Origin of the sequence: Rickettsia africae ESF-5, assembly GCF_000023005.1 — a bacterium.
Taxonomy (GTDB): Bacteria; Pseudomonadota; Alphaproteobacteria; order Rickettsiales; family Rickettsiaceae; genus Rickettsia; species Rickettsia rickettsii.
In genome coordinates, this window is sequence record NC_012633.1 from 602844 (window position 1) to 620862 (window position 18019).

Sequence of the window (18019 nt, forward strand, 5' to 3'; positions counted from 1 at the left end):
TTAATAAATAATAATTATGAAAATTACTACTAAAGTACTAATAATAGGTTCAGGACCTGCGGGCTTAAGTGCCGCTATTTATACAGCTAGAGCTGCTTTAAAACCAATATTAATAAATGGTATGCAGCCAGGCGGGCAGCTTACAAGTACCACCGATGTTGAGAACTATCCAGGATTTGCGGAAACGGTGCAAGGACCTTGGCTTATGGAGCAGATGTATATGCAGGCTAAAAATGTCGGTACGGAAATTGTTAGTGATTACGTAGAAAAGGTGGATTTATCAAAAAGACCTTTTAAAGTATTTACAGGAGCAGGAAATGAATATGACGCGGAGAGCATAATCATTTGTACCGGTGCGGAAGCAAAATGGCTTGGTATAGCTTCAGAGCAGAAATTTCGTGGTTTTGGTGTTTCGGCATGTGCTACTTGCGATGGTTTCTTTTTTAAGAATCAAGAAATAGTTGTAGTAGGGGGAGGAAATAGTGCAGTAGAAGAAGCTTTATACTTAACCAATCATGCTAACAAAGTCACTATAGTGCATAGAAGAGATAGTTTTAGAGCTGAGAAAATATTACAGGATCGATTATTTAAAAATTCTAAAATATCAGTAATTTGGGATCATGTAGTAGATGAGATTGTAGGTAGCAATAAACCAAAATCCGTTACTGGAGTTAAAATTCAAAATGTTCACACCAAAGAGATTAGTCTATTGAATTGTAGTGGTGTATTTATAGCTATTGGGCATGCACCGAATACGGGGCTATTTACCGGACAAATTGTAATGGATGACGATAATTATATCATCACGAAGTCAGGTACTACTAGAACTAGTGTAGAAGGTGTTTTTGCTGCTGGTGACGTTCAGGATAAAATTTATAGACAAGCAGTAACTGCTGCAGGAACAGGCTGTATGGCGGCTCTTGAGGCTGAAAAATTTCTAAATAAATAATTTAGATTTTTTAGCTGTAAATTAACATATAAGTTAATAAAAAATTGTTGTATTTAGTAAGACACTTATTATAGTCATTGTGTATTAATTTAATTAGGTACAAATATATAATGACTTGGAACAAATATACCACCACAAAAACAAAATATTGATACATATCCATTACTTATGAAATTTTTAGTTGGATGAGGTAGTTTTAACATACAAAATTTAGAAGTATTGAAAAATGCTAATTTAGAAATAGAGCTAGCAGAAGCCGCATTTTCAAAAAAATTTTTAATATATTCTGCAATAAAATTTTACTTAAATCATTTTTATCCAAATAGCCAAAGTGAAAAATTTACAGAGCTAGAAATAACCGGAGTTAGATATGATCAAGTGATAAAGGCTCCTGATATTAGGTTAGCTACCGATAAGCCTACGACTACTAATATATTTAAAAATTTGACTTTGGACTCAATATGTTACATCAGAATTGGATTTTTAATGGAGATGACTCAAATGGTTGGCTGTTAGCAAGTATAAATCTTAATAAAGGCGGTTATTTAATAACTTAGAAAAAGTATTTCTCTCAGCTGTGATCTCTTTAGAGTCACAATTAATAAATCCTAAGAAAAAATATTACTCTGATATTTCATCTGAGGTTATTGAGTATGCATGGGGAAATATTAAAGGAGTTAAAGGTAATTATTTAGAGCAATTCAAGAATTTAATAGCTTTTGGCAAAGAAGAAATAAGTCCCTCTGAGTTATGGGTTAAAATAGCTGAGGCTATAAAGGTAGATAAAGTATCAAATTTATTGTGAGAAAATATTCTAGAAGACTTAAACAAGATAGGTGTATGACTTTATTATAATAGAAAACTCTGCTATATTATCTGACATTGGATATAAATTTCCTCAAGAAATATTAAATCTTATATTAAACGCAATAGCTCCTGAAGATATCATTAATATTATAAAACATGCTAATTTGGCAAATATTTCTTATGATGTATTAGAAAGTCAAATGGGTGGTGAAGATTTTGGTATAAATAATTCATTATAAATATTTTTCTTGCTAGTATTGCCGTATAATTTTAATATAAGTTTATAACACTTTTCTCGAGCCATGCAACAACGCCAATGTTCGCTCGCAATGACGATTTTAGTATCCACGCAGGTAAAAATATATGAACTTACTTAAAAACATTACGGGAAAGAATTATATAAACGGTGAATTTATAGAGTTCGGGAAGCAAATATCCGTTATTAATCCTGCGACCTTAAAAGAAATTGCTACAGTTCCGAATTTAGGATTATCTGAGATTAATTCAGCGATTAATAATACGGTGACTAGTTTTTCTTTATGGTCACAAAGTTCATTTGGAGCGAGAATAGCAATTCTTAGAAGATGGTATAATTTAGTAATCGAAAATATTGAGGAGTTAAGTCATATATTAACCCTAGAGCAGGGTAAAGTACTTGCTGAATCAAAAAAAGGAATTTTATATGGAGCCTCTTTTATTGATTGGTATACATATGCTATACATAATATTCATTCGACTATCAAACCCGGTAATAGTAACACTCATAAAATTGTTACGCAATATGAGCCTGTAGGACCGTCTGCTGCTATAACTCCTTGGAATTTTCCTAATGCAATGATTACTCGCAAGGTAGTACCTGCAATAGCTGCGGGTTGCAGCGTTATATTAAAACCGTCAAGTCTTACGCCTCTATCAGCTTTAGTACTTGCGAAATTTGCAAGCGATGCCGGTTTGCCTGCCGGAGTATTTAATGTAATTACAGGTAGTTCAGATATTATAGGTAAGGCTTTTTGTGAAGATTTTAGGCTTCAGAAATTATCATTTACCGGCGCTACAAATGTCGGTAAAATTCTATATCAAAATGCCGCAAATACTCTAAAACGTTTATCTTTGGAACTTGGCGGCAATGCTCCTTTCATTATAACGGCAGATAATAATTTAGAGAAAGTAGTAAGTGATTTAGTAATCGCTAAAACTAGGAATAGTGGACAGTCTTGTACTTCACCTAACAGAATATTTATAGAAGAATCTATATATGAAAAATTTATAGAAATTCTAAAGGCTAAATTTACTAAGCTTAAAGCCGGTGACGGATTTGATAAGGAATCGGATATAGGTCCGTTAATTAATTCTGCTGCCATAGAAAAAATACAAAAGTTACTCGCTGATGCACAAAGTAAAGGAGCTAAATTAATTTGCGGCGGTAAAACTGTTGATAATTTTATTGAGCCTACTATTATTATTGACTGTTTGGATAATATGGATATCTTTAGAATAGAAATATTCGGTCCGGTAGTTGCTTGTTATAAATTTAAAGATTTGGATGAAGTAATAGAACATGCAAGTAATACCGAATACGGCTTGCAAGGATATGTATATTCAAATAATATATCCGTGGCACAAATGATAGCGTCTAAGCTTGATTTTGTTATGGTATCGATTAACGACCCGTTACCTGCGAATGCAAAAGCACCTTTTGCAGGACGTAAAGCTTCGGGTTTTGGAGTTGAAGGCTCATTTGAAGGAATATTTGAATATCTAAATACGAAATATATAAATTTACAGAATTAAGCATGTCCGCATGGTTCCTTTTATGTCATTCCTGCGAAAGCAGGAATCTAGTAAAGAATATAATTCTTTGTAGCAGTATTAAGATTATTTTTTCTGCATTCCCGCTTTCGCGGGAATGACATAGGAAATATAATAATCTAAATAGTAAAAATTATGCTAGTGTTTGTAGATAATATTGAAGTACAAATTGAAAAAATTTATGAAGTATTTGATTTAATAGATAATGAAGCAGCTGATCTTTTGTTATGGGCAGTATCTGATTGTCTTGCCGAGCTATTAGCTCAATATAAAGAATCGTTAACAATTGAATATGTTGATCCTTTGATGCAACTAATTAAAAAAGGTTTGAAGAGCAAAATACTATAATACCCAAAATGCTTAATAATGCTTTAAGCAATATATTATTAATCCTTGAAGATGGATGTAAAGCTGAAGAATCAGAACTAATAGAAAATATAATTAATAGTTTAAATACTCTTGATATGTTAGGAGGACATGCATAGTAATCTTCCAAAAATCTCAATAGTTTTACCGGTTTATAATAGAAAGAAGCTATTACCTTTTGCTATTGAGAGTTGCCTTAATCAAAGCTTTAAAGACTTTGAGCTTATTATTATTGATGATTGCTCAAAAGATAATAGCGTTATAGTAGCTAGGACATATGCAGAGCAGGATTCACGTATTAAGGTAATAGTAAATGAGACCAATAAAAGATTACCGGCAAGTCTTAATATTGCTTTTAAAGAGGCCAAGGGGGAGTATTTTACTTGGACTTCAGATGATAATCTTTTCCATGAAAATGCTTTAGAAAAAATGGTTAAGATACTTGATAATTCACCTGAGATAGGGCTTGTATATACTGATTATACTTTGATCGATGACCACGGTAAAGTAGGAATAAGACTTTATCAAGAACCTCCTGAGTTTTTACCGATTAGAGATTGCGTCGGTGCATGTTTCTTATATAGAGCCGATTTAGCAAGGCAAGTAGGTGGATATAATGAAAATATGCAGTTAGTGGATGATTATGAATATTGGCTAAGGTTTGGACTTGTTACGAAATTTGCTCATATACCGGAATCTTTATATTTCTACCGAGTACATAATCAAAGCTTAACAATAGAGCGTAAAGTAGAAGCAAAACAGGCAAAAAGAGTTTTAAAAGCATTATTTAAAGATCAATATATTATTCCTGCTGAGATTAAACCTATAAATGATTTATATAATTGGTTTATTGAAGATAGAAATTTAAGCTCTTATTTTAGGTTATTTAAAATAATTATTTGTAGTCCGATAATTACTATTTCGTATATTATTAAAAATCTAAGAAGAATAAGGTGATATTTTAATGCTTTAATGTCATTCCCGCTTTTGCGGGAATGACATAGTAGAGCCATAGTACAACATCCTTAAAATAAATGCAAAATCAAGATTTCATACATACATTAAATCCAGAACAGCAAAAAGCAGTTCTTCACACTGAAGGACCGCTTTTATTGCTTGCAGGTGCAGGGACAGGTAAAACAAAGGTACTTACCTCAAGAATAGCTAATATTATTCACCAAAATTTAGCCTCACCTCAAAATATTCTAGCTGTTACTTTTACTAATAAAGCTGCTAAAGAAATGGCTGAAAGAGTTAATAGTCTAATTAATTGCTATGGTCTTAATATAGGTACTTTCCACTCAATGGCAGCTAGGATATTACGTGACCAGATTGAGCATTTAAATCTTGGTTTAAATAATAGATTTACTATTATTAGTCATGATGATCAATTAAAACTAGTGAAAGATATAGTAAAGCTAAAAGATATTGATACTAAAAAATATGCTCCTAAATTAATACATATCATAATTTCTAGATGGAAAGATCAAGGATTATTACCAACTAAACTATCAGTATCAGATACTAATTTACCGTTGCAGAGGGTTGCAAAACTTGTATACGAAGAATATCAGAAAAATTTACTTATTTCTAATGTTTTAGATTTTGGAGATTTGCTACTTTATAATAATGAGCTTTTTATTAAAAATTCTGAAATACTAAGATATTACCAAGAAAAATATCGATATATTTTAATTGATGAATATCAAGACACTAACGTTGTCCAGTATTTATGGGCAAGAATGCTCGCAAGTTTATATAAAAATATTTGCTGTGTAGGGGATGATGATCAATCTATTTATGGTTGGCGAGGAGCAGAAGTCGGGAATATATTACGTTTTGAAAAAGATTTTGCAGGTGCAACAATTATTAAATTAGAGCAGAATTATAGATCAACTTTGCCAATACTTGCTGCTGCTTCCAATGTTATCAATAATAATAAAAACCGTCACGGTAAAACGTTATGGACGGATAGGGAAAACGGTGAAAAGATAAAAATTATCTCTTGTTGGAGTGATAAAGAAGAAGCAAGATATATAGCCAGTGAAATAGATAATTTAGTGCGAGAAAACCGGTATAATGCCGGCAATATTGCAATATTAGTACGAGCCGTATTTCAAACAAGAAGTTTTGAGGAAGCGTTTATAAATAGTGCTATGCCTTATAAAATTATAGGTGGTTTGCGGTTCTATGAACGTATGGAAATAAGAGATGTACTTGCTTATATCCGTATATCTTTGAATCAAAATGACAATCTAGCACTTGAGCGTATTATAAATGTGCCGAAAAGGGCAATAGGTGCAGCTAGCTTAAATAAAATTAGAGGCTATGCACTTGAGCGAAATATTTCTAATTTCGCAGCCATTAAAGAAATGCTAGAAATAGGTGAGATTAAAGCAAAATCATATGAAACTCTAAAAGATTTGGTTACCAAAATCGATAATTGGTACGAAAGATTTAGTATAGATGCTCCAATAAACGTAGTTAAAGCAATACTTGATGATTCCGGTTATCTTGAAATGCTTCAAGAAGAAAAAACCGAGGAAGCATTCGGTAGAATCGAAAATATTAACGAAATGCTTAGAGCTATTGCTGAATTTAACGATGTTCATGATTTTATCGAACATTCAAGCTTAGTTATGGAAAATGAAGTGCTTGAAACCAATTACGGTGGCTCTGTTACTATAATGACCCTGCACGCAGCTAAAGGGCTTGAGTTTGACGTGGTATTTTTACCGGGCTGGGAAGAGGGGGTATTTCCGTCTCAAAGATCTCTAGACGAAGACGGCGAAAAAGGCTTAGAAGAAGAACGCCGCATTGCTTATGTCGGTATTACGAGAGCCAAAAAAGACCTCTACATTACTCATGCTGAAAGCAGAAAAATATTTTATGAAATAGTCCGTTCTTACCCTTCAAGGTTCATAACTGAAATCCCTGATGAAATTACGATTAGGACCTCTTCTATGAAAAAATACAATTCTTTTTATAAGTTTTAATTAATTTTCATTCATAAATTTTAAATTGGTTTGCCATAGATTTAAGTGAGTCTCAAGTAGAGCAGATGCACGACGAAAAACGTAATGGCTTAAGCGAAGATGAAGTGATGGATATTAAAAAACCATTAGAAAAAGCTATGTTAGAATTAGCTAACCAAAAAATATCTAAAGAACAATATAGAGAGAAATTAATAGATAAAACATTAGATAACCTTAAAGAAAATGTTTCAGAAATAACATTAGGTAACTACAGAAAATTTCTTACTAAAAATACTACCCCTAAACTTGATAAACAAGAGCAAATTAATTATCCACAACAAGTAGCAGCATTAACACAAGCAGCATTAAAGATAGCTGAATTTTTAAAAATTACTTATGAAAAAGAAGCAAAAGCTTTATCGTCTATTAATGAGTTAGGAGTAAATGAGCCTAATATAATTAAAACTTTATTACCAGTGATAAGTAAACTACCGTCTGAAACAATGATAGAGCAAGGTAAAGAAATTATCAAGAATTTTGCCCATTACTTGAGAGCAGCAATTCTGTACTTGTTAACGGTACTAAAAGAGTATTAGCAGAGTTAGATCCTGGATATTTAAGGAACACACGGATGGGGGGGAGAAAGTATAGCATTAGAATTACAAGGAGTAACCAAACCTAAGCTATGGCAAAGAATAGTAGCAGTTTTTACCGGTACGGATGATGCTCAAAAAAATATAGATAAAGCATTTGCTAACTTTGAAAAAAGTAATAGTTTACATATAGAAACAAAAAATTTGTCGGAAGAACTACAAAGAGAAAAACAAGCACCAAATATTGTAAAGCAAAATAAAACAATACCCCAAGGCTATAAGTCTTCTATATCAACCCCTATATCTCATGTTGAAAACCTTAATAAAAGTAGAGAGAGTGGGCAACAGTCAGGGCATAGTAAGTAGTGATTTATATGATAATATAGTTGCGAATTTTTAAAAAGTTTGATAATTTAGTTCATTATATCAAATAACTTAATAATGAGTATTATATGGCAGGGATTATAACTAATATAAATGATACTATTAAAAAAAACGATGAAGTGACTGAGATATTGGCTGCAGTAAAAGATAAAATAGTTGATATAAAAAACGTAGATAGGAGATTAGATACTTTGAATAAAAATATTGTTACTCCCGATCCTATTCAACAATATTTACAATCTGAAGAATATATCACTAGTACGCTTGAAGTACTTGCCAGTAAAATTATTAGTGAAGTTGTAGAAAATAAAGATACACAAAAATTAGTAGATAACTTGCATATCAATTTAGGACAAGATATAAAACTAATGCCTAGTTTAGCAGATAAGCTAAAGTTTGATGTCGCAAGGGCTGAAGCAGCACTTAAGGGTTTTGTACTTCCTCTAAATAAAGGAGGACCTTTTGATGCATTATCATTGATGGGTATAGAAGATGAAGAAGAAATCTTTGCCAATCCTATAAGAGCAACTAAAGAAGCATTAATAGCCGTAAGCGGAAAGTCTATACCTAAAGAGCAATATGCACAGGCTGTAAAAGATCAAGCTATAGAAATCTTAAAACAAGATCCTAAAAACACTCCAGACAAACTTGAGAAATATGAAAAATTTATTATGCAAGGAGATAAAAACCAGAAATTTAATAAAAATAGTAAGCAGTTTATCCCAAGAGTAAATCAATTATCTCAAGTGGAACTTAAGGCATTACAAAATGCAGCCACTTATACGGTACAGCAGATTAGTAATAGATTAGAAAAAAATAATAACATTAGTAAGCAATTAGAACAAATTATTATACTTACTAACTCATCAGGCATAAAGAATCCTGAAATAATAAGGGAATTAAATAAGTTAGATTCTACTTATCTAACTGAGAATAGTACTAAAATAGCCAATGAATTAAAAGATATTAATGATAGAGGTACTTCTTTAGGGGAAAAATTTAAGCAGATATTTACAGGTAGAAACTATTTGGAAAAAAGATTAGGAAAAGTTGTAGATAAATATATTACTCTGAGTGATGAATATGTAGTGAAGACAATTAATGATAAAATCTTTTCAAATGCTTTAACAAACCCTGACATTGCTGCAGGTCTAACAAAATTTTTAAATGAAAATAAAGATAAAGTAGCAACTAATCCTGAATTTAAAAATTTAATTCCTGTTACGGGTGAGTCTATTATAGTTCAACCGCAACAAATTAATAATTTTAATTTAGCGGAACTCAGAAAAATCAATCCAATAGCATTTGATAAAACCATATTTGAAGATTCAATAAAACTAAGAAGTTCTAATATAAAACCTCCGCACATCACTCCTAATCCTTCTACTAAAAATCAGGAAGCAGTAAGAAGAAAGGGTTAAATTTTAATATAACTTCATCATTGTGAGGAGGCGTTGTTATATTGCTTCTATGTCATTCCCGCGAAAGCGGAAATCTAGATTTTTTATTGTCACCCCGTGGCGTGACCACGGGGTCTTGTATCACCAGCTGAGTCCTAAGATACTGCGATCAAGTTGCAGTATGACATTAAAGGTTACTAGATTGCTGCTTTCGCAGAAATGACATCAGAACATAAAGATTTAGGTGAGATGCTTAAATACTCCTCTTTCCATAATTCATTATAAAGAATAGGATCGATATTACCGCCTGAGATTAGTACTAGTAATTTTTGAGGTTTGGATTGTGTTTTTAAAAAATTTACCACTGAAACCATGTTTATACTACTTGACGGCTCGCATATTACTTTAAGTAAATGAGTAAGCCACGCCGTCCAGTAATATATTTCATATTCTTCTGCTAAATAAAAATCATCAAGTTTTTTCAGATATTCAAATGTACGAGCTGATATACTCAAGGTTTTAAGACCGTCCGCAATAGTATTCGGAGCATAGTTAAATCTATATGTTTTATTATCTTTAACAGATAAATAAGCATCATTGGCATTTAAAGGTTCTGAACCTATTAACAAGCTTGTCGGTGATATTAATTCCTTGGCAAGATATGCGCCGGAAATTAAACCGCCGCCGCCGCAAGAGGCAAAAATAGCGTCAGGACTAAAACCTAGCTGCTGTAATGCTTCATAGCATAACGTGCCTGCTCCTGCTATTGTAGAATCACTATCGGAAGGATGCATATAGTAAAATCCTTGCTTTTCATCTTCTTTTGCTTTTTCTTCCGCTTCTTGTCGAGTATATGTATATATAACTTCACCGCCGTAATAAAGAGTTGCTTGCTGTTTTACTTTTGAAGTATTTAACGGTAAATAAATCCTTGTTTTAATACCGAATAATTTACTCGCATAAGCAAGACCGATTCCATGGTTACCCGTACTATAACCGACTATTTTATCAGGTAATTTTCCTTGCTCTTTTAATTCTAATAAATGATTTAACACGCCTCTAACTTTAAATGCACCGGTTTTTTGTAATGATTCAACCTTAAAAAAAATCTCATGACCGAGCATCTCATTTAAGCTTTCAGAGTGAACGATCGGAGTTAAATGTAGATATTGTTTTATTCTATTATGTGCGGCTGCTACATTTTGAGGAGGTTGTAGTAATAAATTCATAAATATAATTAATAATGGTAGCTTGAAATCAGGTTGATACTATATTATATAGTTAATAATTAGAAATTTTAAAAGGTTTTAATTGATGCATAAAAAATCCCTTCCGTTAATGGCACTGAGAGATATGGTAGTATTCCCGGGAGTAATTGCGCCTATTTTTGTGGGTAGGCCAAAATCGTTGCAAGCACTCTCTAATACTACCATTTTCGAGGAAGATAATAGTAAATACATTTTAGTAACTTTACAGAAAAAATTTGATCAAGAAAACCCTAGTACACACGAACTTTATAATACAGCTATACTTGCCAAGATTATCCAAATAGTGAAGCTGCCTAATAATACGGCAAAAATCTTAATAGAAGCAGTAGCAAGAGTAAAGCTAAGCAATATCAAAGGCGAGGAAGCTTTTGAAGCAAATTATGAAATTATTCCAGATGAAGAAATATTTGACGTTAATAACATGCGTTCACTCGTTGATAATGCAGTACAACTATTTAGTAAATATGCGATTAATGATAAGAAAGTTAATGCAGAAATTATTGAAACTATCAATAAAAAAATAAGTAATAGCACTAATTTCATAGATATTATAAATATATTAGCCTCACATTTGATAACTTCACTTGAGGCAAAGCAGCATTTATTAGAAGAAACGAGTCCTTTTAAGCGTATCACTACGGTTATTAGTATGCTTACTTCCAATATAGTAAATTCAGAAACCGAGCAGGCATTGCAGCAAAGAGTACGAAAGCAAATCGAAAAAACGCAGCGTGATTATTATCTGCACGAACAAATGAAAGCTATTCAAAAAGAGCTTGATGAAGATAAATCAGAACTTGCCGATATTGAGAAAAAAATTAAAAGTTTAAAATTATCAAAAGAAGCAAAAGAAAAAGCTGAGGCTGAACTTAAGAAACTCCGTACTATGAACCAAATGTCAGCGGAGTCGGGAGTAACGCGTAACTATCTTGAGACATTGCTTAGCCTGCCTTGGGGTAAGTATGATAATAGCAAAATAGATATTAACCAAGCAGAGAAAATTTTAAATCGTGACCATTTTGGACTCGAAAAAGTTAAAGAACGAATTATAGAATATTTAGCGGTATTACAGCGTTCAAGTAAAATTAGAGGACCTATATTATGTTTAATAGGTCCGCCAGGGGTCGGTAAAACTTCACTTGTAAAATCTATTGCCGAAGGAATGGGCAGAAAATATACTAAACTTGCGCTCGGCGGTGTTAGAGACGAAGCAGAAATCAGAGGGCATAGAAAAACTTACCTTGGATCAATGCCCGGTAAAATTTTAGGTCAACTTAAGAAAGTTAAGACTAGTAATCCTGTAATGCTGCTTGATGAAATCGATAAAATGAGTTCTGATTTTAGAGGTGATCCGGCATCCGCTTTGCTTGAGGTATTAGACCCTGAGCAGAATAGTCACTTTGTTGATCATTATCTAGAAGTAGAATATGATCTATCAAATGTAATATTTATTGCTACTGCTAACTCTCATGATTTACCTAGAGCTTTAAGTGATAGAATGGAAAAAATATATATTTCCGGTTATGTAGAGGAAACAAAGCTCCAAATTGCCAGAAATTATTTAGTTCCAAAACAATTTAAAATGCATAAAATCAAAAAAGATGAAATTACTATATCCGAGACGGCAATTTTGGATTTAATTAGATATTATACCAAGGAATCAGGTGTAAGAGCTTTAGAGCGTGAGATAGGGGCATTAACTAGAAAAGCATTAAAGCAGATTTTAGCAGATAAAAGTGTTAAGCATATCGCCATAGATAGTAATCATCTTGAAGAATTTTTAGGAGCTAAGAAATATAATTTCGGGCTTGCCGAGAAAGAAGATCAAATAGGAAGTACTACGGGACTTGCTTATACTGAAGTAGGCGGAGAGCTTTTAACTATAGAGGCTTTAGCATTTCCAGGGAAAGGTGAAATAAAGACCACCGGAAAACTCGGTGATGTTATGAAAGAATCGGCAATGGCTGCCTATAGTTGTTTTAGAAGCAGAGCAACAAATTTTGGATTAAAGTATGACAATTATAAAGATTTTGATATTCACATTCACGTACCGGCCGGAGCTATTCCAAAAGATGGACCGTCTGCCGGCTGTGCTTTGTTTACGACTATTGTTTCGTTGATGACTAAAATACCCGTACATCGTACTGTAGCAATGACCGGTGAAATTACTTTAAGAGGCAATGTTTTACCTATAGGTGGTCTTAAAGAGAAGTTACTTGCTGCAAGTAGGGGAGGTATTAAAACCGTGTTGATTCCTGAAGAAAATGTCAAAGATTTGAAAGATATACCGCCGAATATAAAAGAAAGCTTAGAAATTATATCTGTATCAAATATTGATCAAGTACTTAAGCATGCTTTGGTAGGAACACCGATAAATAAATAGAGATTTGTTAATAGTCAAAATATCATATATTAAATTAATGCAAGCTATAGTAAAGTAATTCTTTTTGACTTTTCAATCAAAATGCGATTTTTCTTGCTTAATTCCTGACTATCTTGAGCTCACCTATTATTATAGACTCTCTTCCTTACGCCTGTCACTAAATTGGGCTGAATTGACTATATTGTTGCGTGGATCAATTTCACCTCTGTCATCCTGTGGTCTGACCATAGGATCCAGTTAAAAATACTAATATTATTAGTATTTTTTATTGTTTTTATGGACCCCGTGGGGGTGGTGATACAGTAATGCTGCTACTACTGCAGCAGCTACTCAAAGCGGTGTATCTGAGGTAGTAAAATCCATGCCTACAATAAAAGACAAAACAGCTTAGTTTATCTTTCTGCTTTCCAACTTTCATTGAGAAATTCCTTTAACTTAATTCTAAATACAAAATTAAATTGCTACACTACCAAGTAACAATATTTTTTTGGTACAGCGTCGTTCAGAAAGCTTGATACAAGTGAATTTTCTGACATGCGCCTTTGCTCACGTACTTTTTGTACGTTCCGCAGGCTCAGTCGTCAATTCATCTTGTCTAAAGCTTTCTGAATCTAGCTCTATCTGCTTCTATTTTATTATTGTAAAAAAGTTGCTACAAAGTATTAATTAAATGTATTAATATTAATGAAAGAATCAAAAATATTAAGAAAATTTTTAGCAACGGCATCATTATGCGGAACATTATTCACTAGCTCTGATACTGCAGGAGCAACAATTCCTAATCTCGGTAGCGTAAGCTTGAGTTCCGGTGTCGGTCTTGTAGGAGGAGTATTTAATAACGGCAATATTTATTCAAAGGGCTTGGAATTAAAATATCGGCAGATAAAACAAATGCTGTTATTGGCGGGATAAATACATTAATTAATAGCGCTACCTGCTTTTGGTGGGGTTGAGGTAAGTCAAAATGTATCAATAGGTGCTTTTAGTGCAACAGTAGGTCTTGCTCCTAATTTCACTCCTCTTAAATTTATTAATAATAATGTTACGTCAATTGTTACCGGAGTCGGTAATCAAACATTTAGTAATATAGATTTCGCCGGTAAGAATTCTACTTGACAAATTAATAACGGTTTAAATATTACAACTCAGATAGATAATACGGTAGCTGGCAACAATAACATTTGTAGGTACGGGTACTATATCAAATCACATAGGTCTAACTAACTCTCTTGCCGGAATAAATGTAGGAAACGGGGAAGCACAGATTTATATGTCTGGAGCAGTTAATATTACAATTAATGCTGCAAATATAAATCTTACTAACAATAACTCTATACTTACTCTTTTTGACGGTAATATAACAACGTTAACGGAATATAAATAATACTACCGGCGTTGACGGTCAAGGGATACTAAATCCAGCTCATGATCTTGGTAGTAGTAACATAATAACAGGCGATATAGGTAATATAGGCTCACTAGCCGCAGTAAATGTTTTACTTGGGTTGGCAACACTTAATTCTACAATATTAAAAGCTACTAATATTAATTTACAAAGTAATACGTCCGTACTTAATTTAGATGACGACATAACGGTTACGGGTAATATAGACGGTGCTAAAGGAGTAAACGGAAATTTTATAGGGAATGCTATACTTAACGGAAATATAAATAATTTCAATATACTTCAGTGTAATGGAGGTAACGGTAAGATTCTTGATTTACAAGGTAATACTACGGTAAATAGTATTGTTTTTGCAGATAGTGTTTTAGCTGCGGGAACTATAAGTGTTAACAGTCTATTAGATGTAGGAGGTATTACTTTTAATAATAGTAATGCTAGCGGCGGTACTTTAATAATAAATACCGAAAATACAATTAATGTTGCATTATTAAACGCTATACAAGCAAAAATACAAATAAATGCTAATTTAACCAATGATCCAAGTGCCGGAGATATAGGTGATATTAGAATAGCGGATAATACAACATATACAATAGATGCAGCAAATGGGAATGTAAATTTGCTCAAATAATAATTTAAACAAATCTGGCAATGATGAATATGGAATAGTGAGAATAGGAGCAATCACAAAATACCTAACCATAGCAAATAACGGTGGACCTTATACTATAGAATACCCATCGCCTTAAGAATTTCATAGTAGACTGAGCAGGTGATGTCGTAGTCGATAATACGGTATTTACGCAGTTACTTAGTATGAATAGCAGGTAACATTTAACCAAGCTTTAGATCTAGGAGCGGGTGGTAACATATTATTTAGAGCAGATGGTGAGTTAATAGTAAATGGTGTGACCAGTTCAGTTACGACCTCTGCAAATAACCAAGGAAATAACTAAGGCACACTGACAATACAAAGCGGTAATGTTAACGGTACGATTGGAGCTAACGGCAGCAGCTTAAAACTCGTAAATATCGGAGCAACCCCCATTACGTTCTCAGCTAATGTATTTGTTCCCGTAGCTTTAAATAAGAATGGCTCTATCTTAGCTTTAGCAGATGGGGTTACGCTAACCGGTAGCGTAGGAGCAAATGGAGCAGTACTGAGCACCGGCGGTGTAGGCGGTACATTGAATTTGATAGGTGACGGTAATGTAACTCAAAATATAGGTACGGATGCTGCCAATAGTCCTGCTAATGCTAATATAAATATCCCTAACTTTACTTAATTCAGTAATATCCATTGCGGCAATTAATTTTTGTGCTTTTGCGGTATTTTTTTTCTGTATAGTTCTTATTAATTCTTGATTTGAGGGTTGAAACCATCTAAACATAATTATTTTCTTATTAAATTCTATAAATTTTAATATTTTGTTAAAAATGAGCTTATAGATAGAATCATAATAAGAAGTTTTAAGCATACAATAGAAATTTAACTAAAAGTGTGAACAAATGAGTTGAGGTTACTTTAAGGAATATACAAAGTTAGTTTTTTATAATATTTAAAATTCGGAATTTAAAAGAGTTTAATATAACAATTAAAACAAAAGGCGAATAAAAGGAGCATATGAATTTTTTAGAAAACGACAGGAAATCCCGAAACCTGAAAGGGGTTGGCGAGAGTGACGGGGCTCGAACCCGCGACCTTCTGCGTGACAGGCAGATGCTCTAACCAACTGAGCTACACCCCCTTATATACTCTTCTGCTTTTAAGAATTGCTCTTTCATTTTATCAAGGATTGCATCTTCATCTATTAAGTATAGGCTGCGGGTGCTCACCTCTCAAAATAAAATTCAATTCTTGAAATCATTTGAGTATACGTAAAAGATAACAATGTATATAACAATTCTTCTATTTCTGCAAGAGTAAAATATCGTATTTTATCAAAAAATATACAGAACCTAACATTTAGCTTATTCCTAATATTATAATTACTAGATATCTCTATTAATCCAAATTAGTCACTACTAGTTGAAGCCTTGAAAATTATTATACTTTTTAAGGCCTTTGTTAAAAAAGAAAAACCTAGTAGTTACATTTATTTTAATAAAATCTTACTTTATTAATAATTATTAGAGGTTTTATATGACTAAACCATATGTCATCAAATTAACTACTCCTTTTGAGCATATTAAACTTTATAATCCTATACCCGATATTGCTCTTAGAAGTGCTATTATTATGCAGGCAATAATAGATGCAACTAATACTTCTACCAAGAAAGAGGCAACAAAAGCAGAATATAACGCTAAAAAATGGCTTGTTGAAAATAATGAAAATTTTAATGCTACCTGCTTAGAAATTGGCATTGAGCTTCATTATGTAAGAAAGACTGCTAAAAAACTCATTAAATCGCAACAAAATAAGGATAAGCGTCCCAAACTCTACGGCTAAAGTTTAAATAAATTAATTTGTAATAAAACTTGAAATTACTCTAAATATAAATTAATTGTATAGGTGTTACTTAGTAACGCCTATATATTAATTATTTCAGATTATAAAGGTTATTTATGATTATTTCAGTTTCAGGTCAACATATTTCTATCGGTAATAATTTACAAGAATATTCAAAAGAGAGGGCTACGCAAGTCGTTAAAAAATATTTTACCGATATAATAAATATAGATATACATTTTTCAAAAGAAGGAATTAACTTTAAATGTGATATTATAGTAAAATATGGCTCCGGTAAACATAATATAGTCAAAAGTAATGATAGTTGTAGTGATATATATGTAGCTTTTGATAAAGCTATGTCAAAACTAGAAAAACAGCTTAGAAAATATAAATCAAAATTCAAAAATCATCATGCAGGTAAAGTAAAAATATCAGAAATTGCTTACGAAGGTACCAAATATATTATTAATCCGCAATCTGATAGTGAAACCTCTAACGCTGAAGATAATGATAATCCGGCAATTATCGCTGAAAAGCCTGTAGAAATATTAAAATTATCGGTAAAAGAAGCGGTAATGCAAATGGATTTAGAAGATTTACCTGCAGTAGTATTTAAAAATATAAATAATGATCGTATCAATATAGTTTATTATCGTAAAGACGGTAATATTTCTTGGGTAGATTATAATTAATGCTCATTATCCCTTACAAAGGAGTTACGCCAAGAATCGATAAAAGTGCATATATTGCCGAAAGCAGCTCTTTAATAGGAGATGTTGCAATAGGTAGTAATTCAAGCATTTGGTTTAATACGGTTCTTAGAGGCGACGTTGAATCAATAAAAATAGGAAATAATACTAATGTACAAGACGGTAGTGTAATTCATGCTTCAAGGTTTAACGGACCGGTAGAAATAGGCGATAATATAACTATCGGTCATCTCTCTCTTATTCATGCCTGTACAATACATAATAATGCTTTTATCGGTATGAGTGCTACGATAATGGATTATGCAGTAATAGAAGAATATGCTTTTATTGCTGCAGGCAGTCTTATCCTGCCAAAGAAGATAATTAAATCTCAAGAATTATGGATGGGATCCCCTGCACAATTTGTTAGATATTTAACCGATCAAGATTTAGAATATATGCAAGATAATGTAAGACATTATGTAGAACTTGCAAATGTTTATAAGATACTCGTTTAATTTGAAAAATTGGCGTCG

Annotated in this window: 20 protein-coding genes and 1 tRNA gene; 18 read left to right on the forward strand and 3 right to left on the reverse strand. The window is 32.4% G+C overall.

Translation table 11 applies throughout. The features are described from left to right. Positions 1-16: 16 nt before the first annotated feature. The 12 genes from trxB (at position 17) to RAF_RS03215 (ending at position 9304) form a co-directional block, all read left to right on the forward strand. The gene (gene trxB, locus RAF_RS03170; protein ID WP_012719702.1) at positions 17-949 is read left to right on the forward strand and encodes a thioredoxin-disulfide reductase; all 933 of its coding nucleotides are present in this window, start codon (positions 17-19) and stop codon (positions 947-949) included. Positions 950-1168: 219 nt separating this feature from the next. Then, complete coding sequence (locus RAF_RS03175) at positions 1169-1465, forward strand: hypothetical protein (RefSeq protein WP_004995724.1); 297 nt, start codon at positions 1169-1171, stop codon at positions 1463-1465. Positions 1466-1526: 61 nt separating this feature from the next. Then, a complete protein-coding gene (locus RAF_RS03180; RefSeq protein ID WP_041471860.1) occupies positions 1527-1754 on the forward strand; it encodes a hypothetical protein in 228 nt (75 codons plus the stop codon). A gap of 31 nt (positions 1755-1785) precedes the next feature. Further along, positions 1786-1995, forward strand: a complete 210-nt coding sequence (locus tag RAF_RS03185) for a hypothetical protein (protein WP_004995723.1) — start codon at positions 1786-1788, stop codon at positions 1993-1995. Positions 1996-2119: 124 nt separating this feature from the next. Then, on the forward strand, positions 2120-3547 hold the full coding sequence (locus RAF_RS03190; protein WP_012719703.1) for an NAD-dependent succinate-semialdehyde dehydrogenase: 1428 nt from the start codon (positions 2120-2122) through the stop codon (positions 3545-3547). 153 nt (positions 3548-3700) lie between these two features. Beyond that, positions 3701-3913: a hypothetical protein gene (locus RAF_RS09820; protein WP_041471861.1), complete on the forward strand. Its 213-nt coding sequence runs from the start codon at positions 3701-3703 to the stop codon at positions 3911-3913. 8 nt (positions 3914-3921) lie between these two features. Continuing rightward, complete coding sequence (locus RAF_RS10385; RefSeq protein WP_255374147.1) at positions 3922-4050, forward strand: hypothetical protein; 129 nt, start codon at positions 3922-3924, stop codon at positions 4048-4050. After that, on the forward strand, positions 4043-4888 hold the full coding sequence (locus RAF_RS03200) for a glycosyltransferase (protein WP_012719704.1): 846 nt from the start codon (positions 4043-4045) through the stop codon (positions 4886-4888). The genes RAF_RS10385 and RAF_RS03200 overlap by 8 nt, the downstream gene beginning before the upstream one ends. 77 nt (positions 4889-4965) lie before the next feature. Continuing rightward, positions 4966-6927 (forward strand): DNA helicase PcrA, encoded by a 1962-nt coding sequence (gene pcrA / locus RAF_RS03205; protein WP_012719705.1) that lies wholly within the window; start codon positions 4966-4968, stop codon positions 6925-6927. Between the two features lie 65 nt (positions 6928-6992). Further along, on the forward strand, positions 6993-7502 hold the full coding sequence (locus RAF_RS03210; protein ID WP_012719706.1) for a hypothetical protein: 510 nt from the start codon (positions 6993-6995) through the stop codon (positions 7500-7502). Positions 7503-7703: 201 nt separating this feature from the next. After that, positions 7704-7865, forward strand: a complete 162-nt coding sequence (locus tag RAF_RS08645; RefSeq protein WP_012736381.1) for a hypothetical protein — start codon at positions 7704-7706, stop codon at positions 7863-7865. 86 nt (positions 7866-7951) lie between these two features. Further along, a complete protein-coding gene (locus tag RAF_RS03215; RefSeq protein WP_012719707.1) occupies positions 7952-9304 on the forward strand; it encodes a hypothetical protein in 1353 nt (450 codons plus the stop codon). Positions 9305-9480: 176 nt separating this feature from the next. Here RAF_RS03215 and RAF_RS03220 read toward each other — a convergent pair whose 3' ends face one another. Continuing rightward, on the reverse strand, positions 9481-10512 hold the full coding sequence (locus RAF_RS03220) for a serine/threonine dehydratase (protein ID WP_012719708.1): 1032 nt from the start codon (positions 10510-10512) through the stop codon (positions 9481-9483). An 85-nt stretch (positions 10513-10597) separates the two neighbouring features. On the opposite strand from RAF_RS03220, the gene lon reads away from it, so the two are divergent. The 3 genes from lon to RAF_RS09310 all read left to right on the forward strand — a co-directional run bounded on the left by lon (position 10598) and on the right by RAF_RS09310 (position 14970). Beyond that, positions 10598-12934, forward strand: coding sequence for an endopeptidase La (gene lon / locus RAF_RS03225; protein WP_012719709.1), 2337 nt, complete (start codon positions 10598-10600; stop codon positions 12932-12934). A gap of 684 nt (positions 12935-13618) precedes the next feature. After that, positions 13619-13846 (forward strand): hypothetical protein, encoded by a 228-nt coding sequence (locus RAF_RS03230; protein WP_004995713.1) that lies wholly within the window; start codon positions 13619-13621, stop codon positions 13844-13846. 593 nt (positions 13847-14439) lie between these two features. Next, a complete protein-coding gene (locus tag RAF_RS09310) occupies positions 14440-14970 on the forward strand; it encodes a hypothetical protein (RefSeq protein ID WP_012719710.1) in 531 nt (176 codons plus the stop codon). Positions 14971-15291: 321 nt separating this feature from the next. Here RAF_RS09310 and RAF_RS09035 read toward each other — a convergent pair whose 3' ends face one another. Both RAF_RS09035 and RAF_RS03245 read right to left on the reverse strand, forming a co-directional pair. Further along, a complete protein-coding gene (locus RAF_RS09035; protein ID WP_041471862.1) occupies positions 15292-15507 on the reverse strand; it encodes a hypothetical protein in 216 nt (71 codons plus the stop codon). 503 nt (positions 15508-16010) lie between these two features. Continuing rightward, a tRNA-Asp gene (locus RAF_RS03245) sits at positions 16011-16087 on the reverse strand. A gap of 395 nt (positions 16088-16482) precedes the next feature. Here RAF_RS03245 and RAF_RS03250 point away from each other — a divergent pair. The 3 genes from RAF_RS03250 to RAF_RS03260 all read left to right on the forward strand — a co-directional run bounded on the left by RAF_RS03250 (position 16483) and on the right by RAF_RS03260 (position 18001). Beyond that, complete coding sequence (locus tag RAF_RS03250; RefSeq protein ID WP_012719712.1) at positions 16483-16791, forward strand: hypothetical protein; 309 nt, start codon at positions 16483-16485, stop codon at positions 16789-16791. 116 nt (positions 16792-16907) lie between these two features. After that, positions 16908-17486, forward strand: coding sequence for a ribosome hibernation-promoting factor, HPF/YfiA family (gene hpf / locus RAF_RS03255; RefSeq protein WP_012150829.1), 579 nt, complete (start codon positions 16908-16910; stop codon positions 17484-17486). After that, positions 17486-18001, forward strand: a complete 516-nt coding sequence (locus tag RAF_RS03260) for a gamma carbonic anhydrase family protein (RefSeq protein ID WP_012719713.1) — start codon at positions 17486-17488, stop codon at positions 17999-18001. Before hpf ends, RAF_RS03260 begins: the two co-directional genes overlap by 1 nt. Positions 18002-18019 lie beyond the last annotated feature (18 nt).

Coding starts and splice junctions, on each gene's coding strand:
- trxB (WP_012719702.1), top strand. CDS start 17: ATGAAAATTACTACTAAAGTACTAATAATAGGTTCAGGACCTGCGGGC.
- RAF_RS03190 (WP_012719703.1), top strand. CDS start 2,120: ATGAACTTACTTAAAAACATTACGGGAAAGAATTATATAAACGGTGAA.
- RAF_RS09820 (WP_041471861.1), top strand. CDS start 3,701: ATGCTAGTGTTTGTAGATAATATTGAAGTACAAATTGAAAAAATTTAT.
- RAF_RS10385 (WP_255374147.1), top strand. CDS start 3,922: ATGCTTAATAATGCTTTAAGCAATATATTATTAATCCTTGAAGATGGA.
- RAF_RS03200 (WP_012719704.1), top strand. CDS start 4,043: ATGCATAGTAATCTTCCAAAAATCTCAATAGTTTTACCGGTTTATAAT.
- pcrA (WP_012719705.1), top strand. CDS start 4,966: ATGCAAAATCAAGATTTCATACATACATTAAATCCAGAACAGCAAAAA.
- RAF_RS03210 (WP_012719706.1), top strand. CDS start 6,993: ATGCACGACGAAAAACGTAATGGCTTAAGCGAAGATGAAGTGATGGAT.
- RAF_RS03215 (WP_012719707.1), top strand. CDS start 7,952: ATGGCAGGGATTATAACTAATATAAATGATACTATTAAAAAAAACGAT.
- RAF_RS03220 (WP_012719708.1), bottom strand. CDS start 10,512: ATGAATTTATTACTACAACCTCCTCAAAATGTAGCAGCCGCACATAAT.
- lon (WP_012719709.1), top strand. CDS start 10,598: ATGCATAAAAAATCCCTTCCGTTAATGGCACTGAGAGATATGGTAGTA.
- RAF_RS03230 (WP_004995713.1), top strand. CDS start 13,619: ATGAAAGAATCAAAAATATTAAGAAAATTTTTAGCAACGGCATCATTA.
- RAF_RS03250 (WP_012719712.1), top strand. CDS start 16,483: ATGACTAAACCATATGTCATCAAATTAACTACTCCTTTTGAGCATATT.
- hpf (WP_012150829.1), top strand. CDS start 16,908: ATGATTATTTCAGTTTCAGGTCAACATATTTCTATCGGTAATAATTTA.
- RAF_RS03260 (WP_012719713.1), top strand. CDS start 17,486: ATGCTCATTATCCCTTACAAAGGAGTTACGCCAAGAATCGATAAAAGT.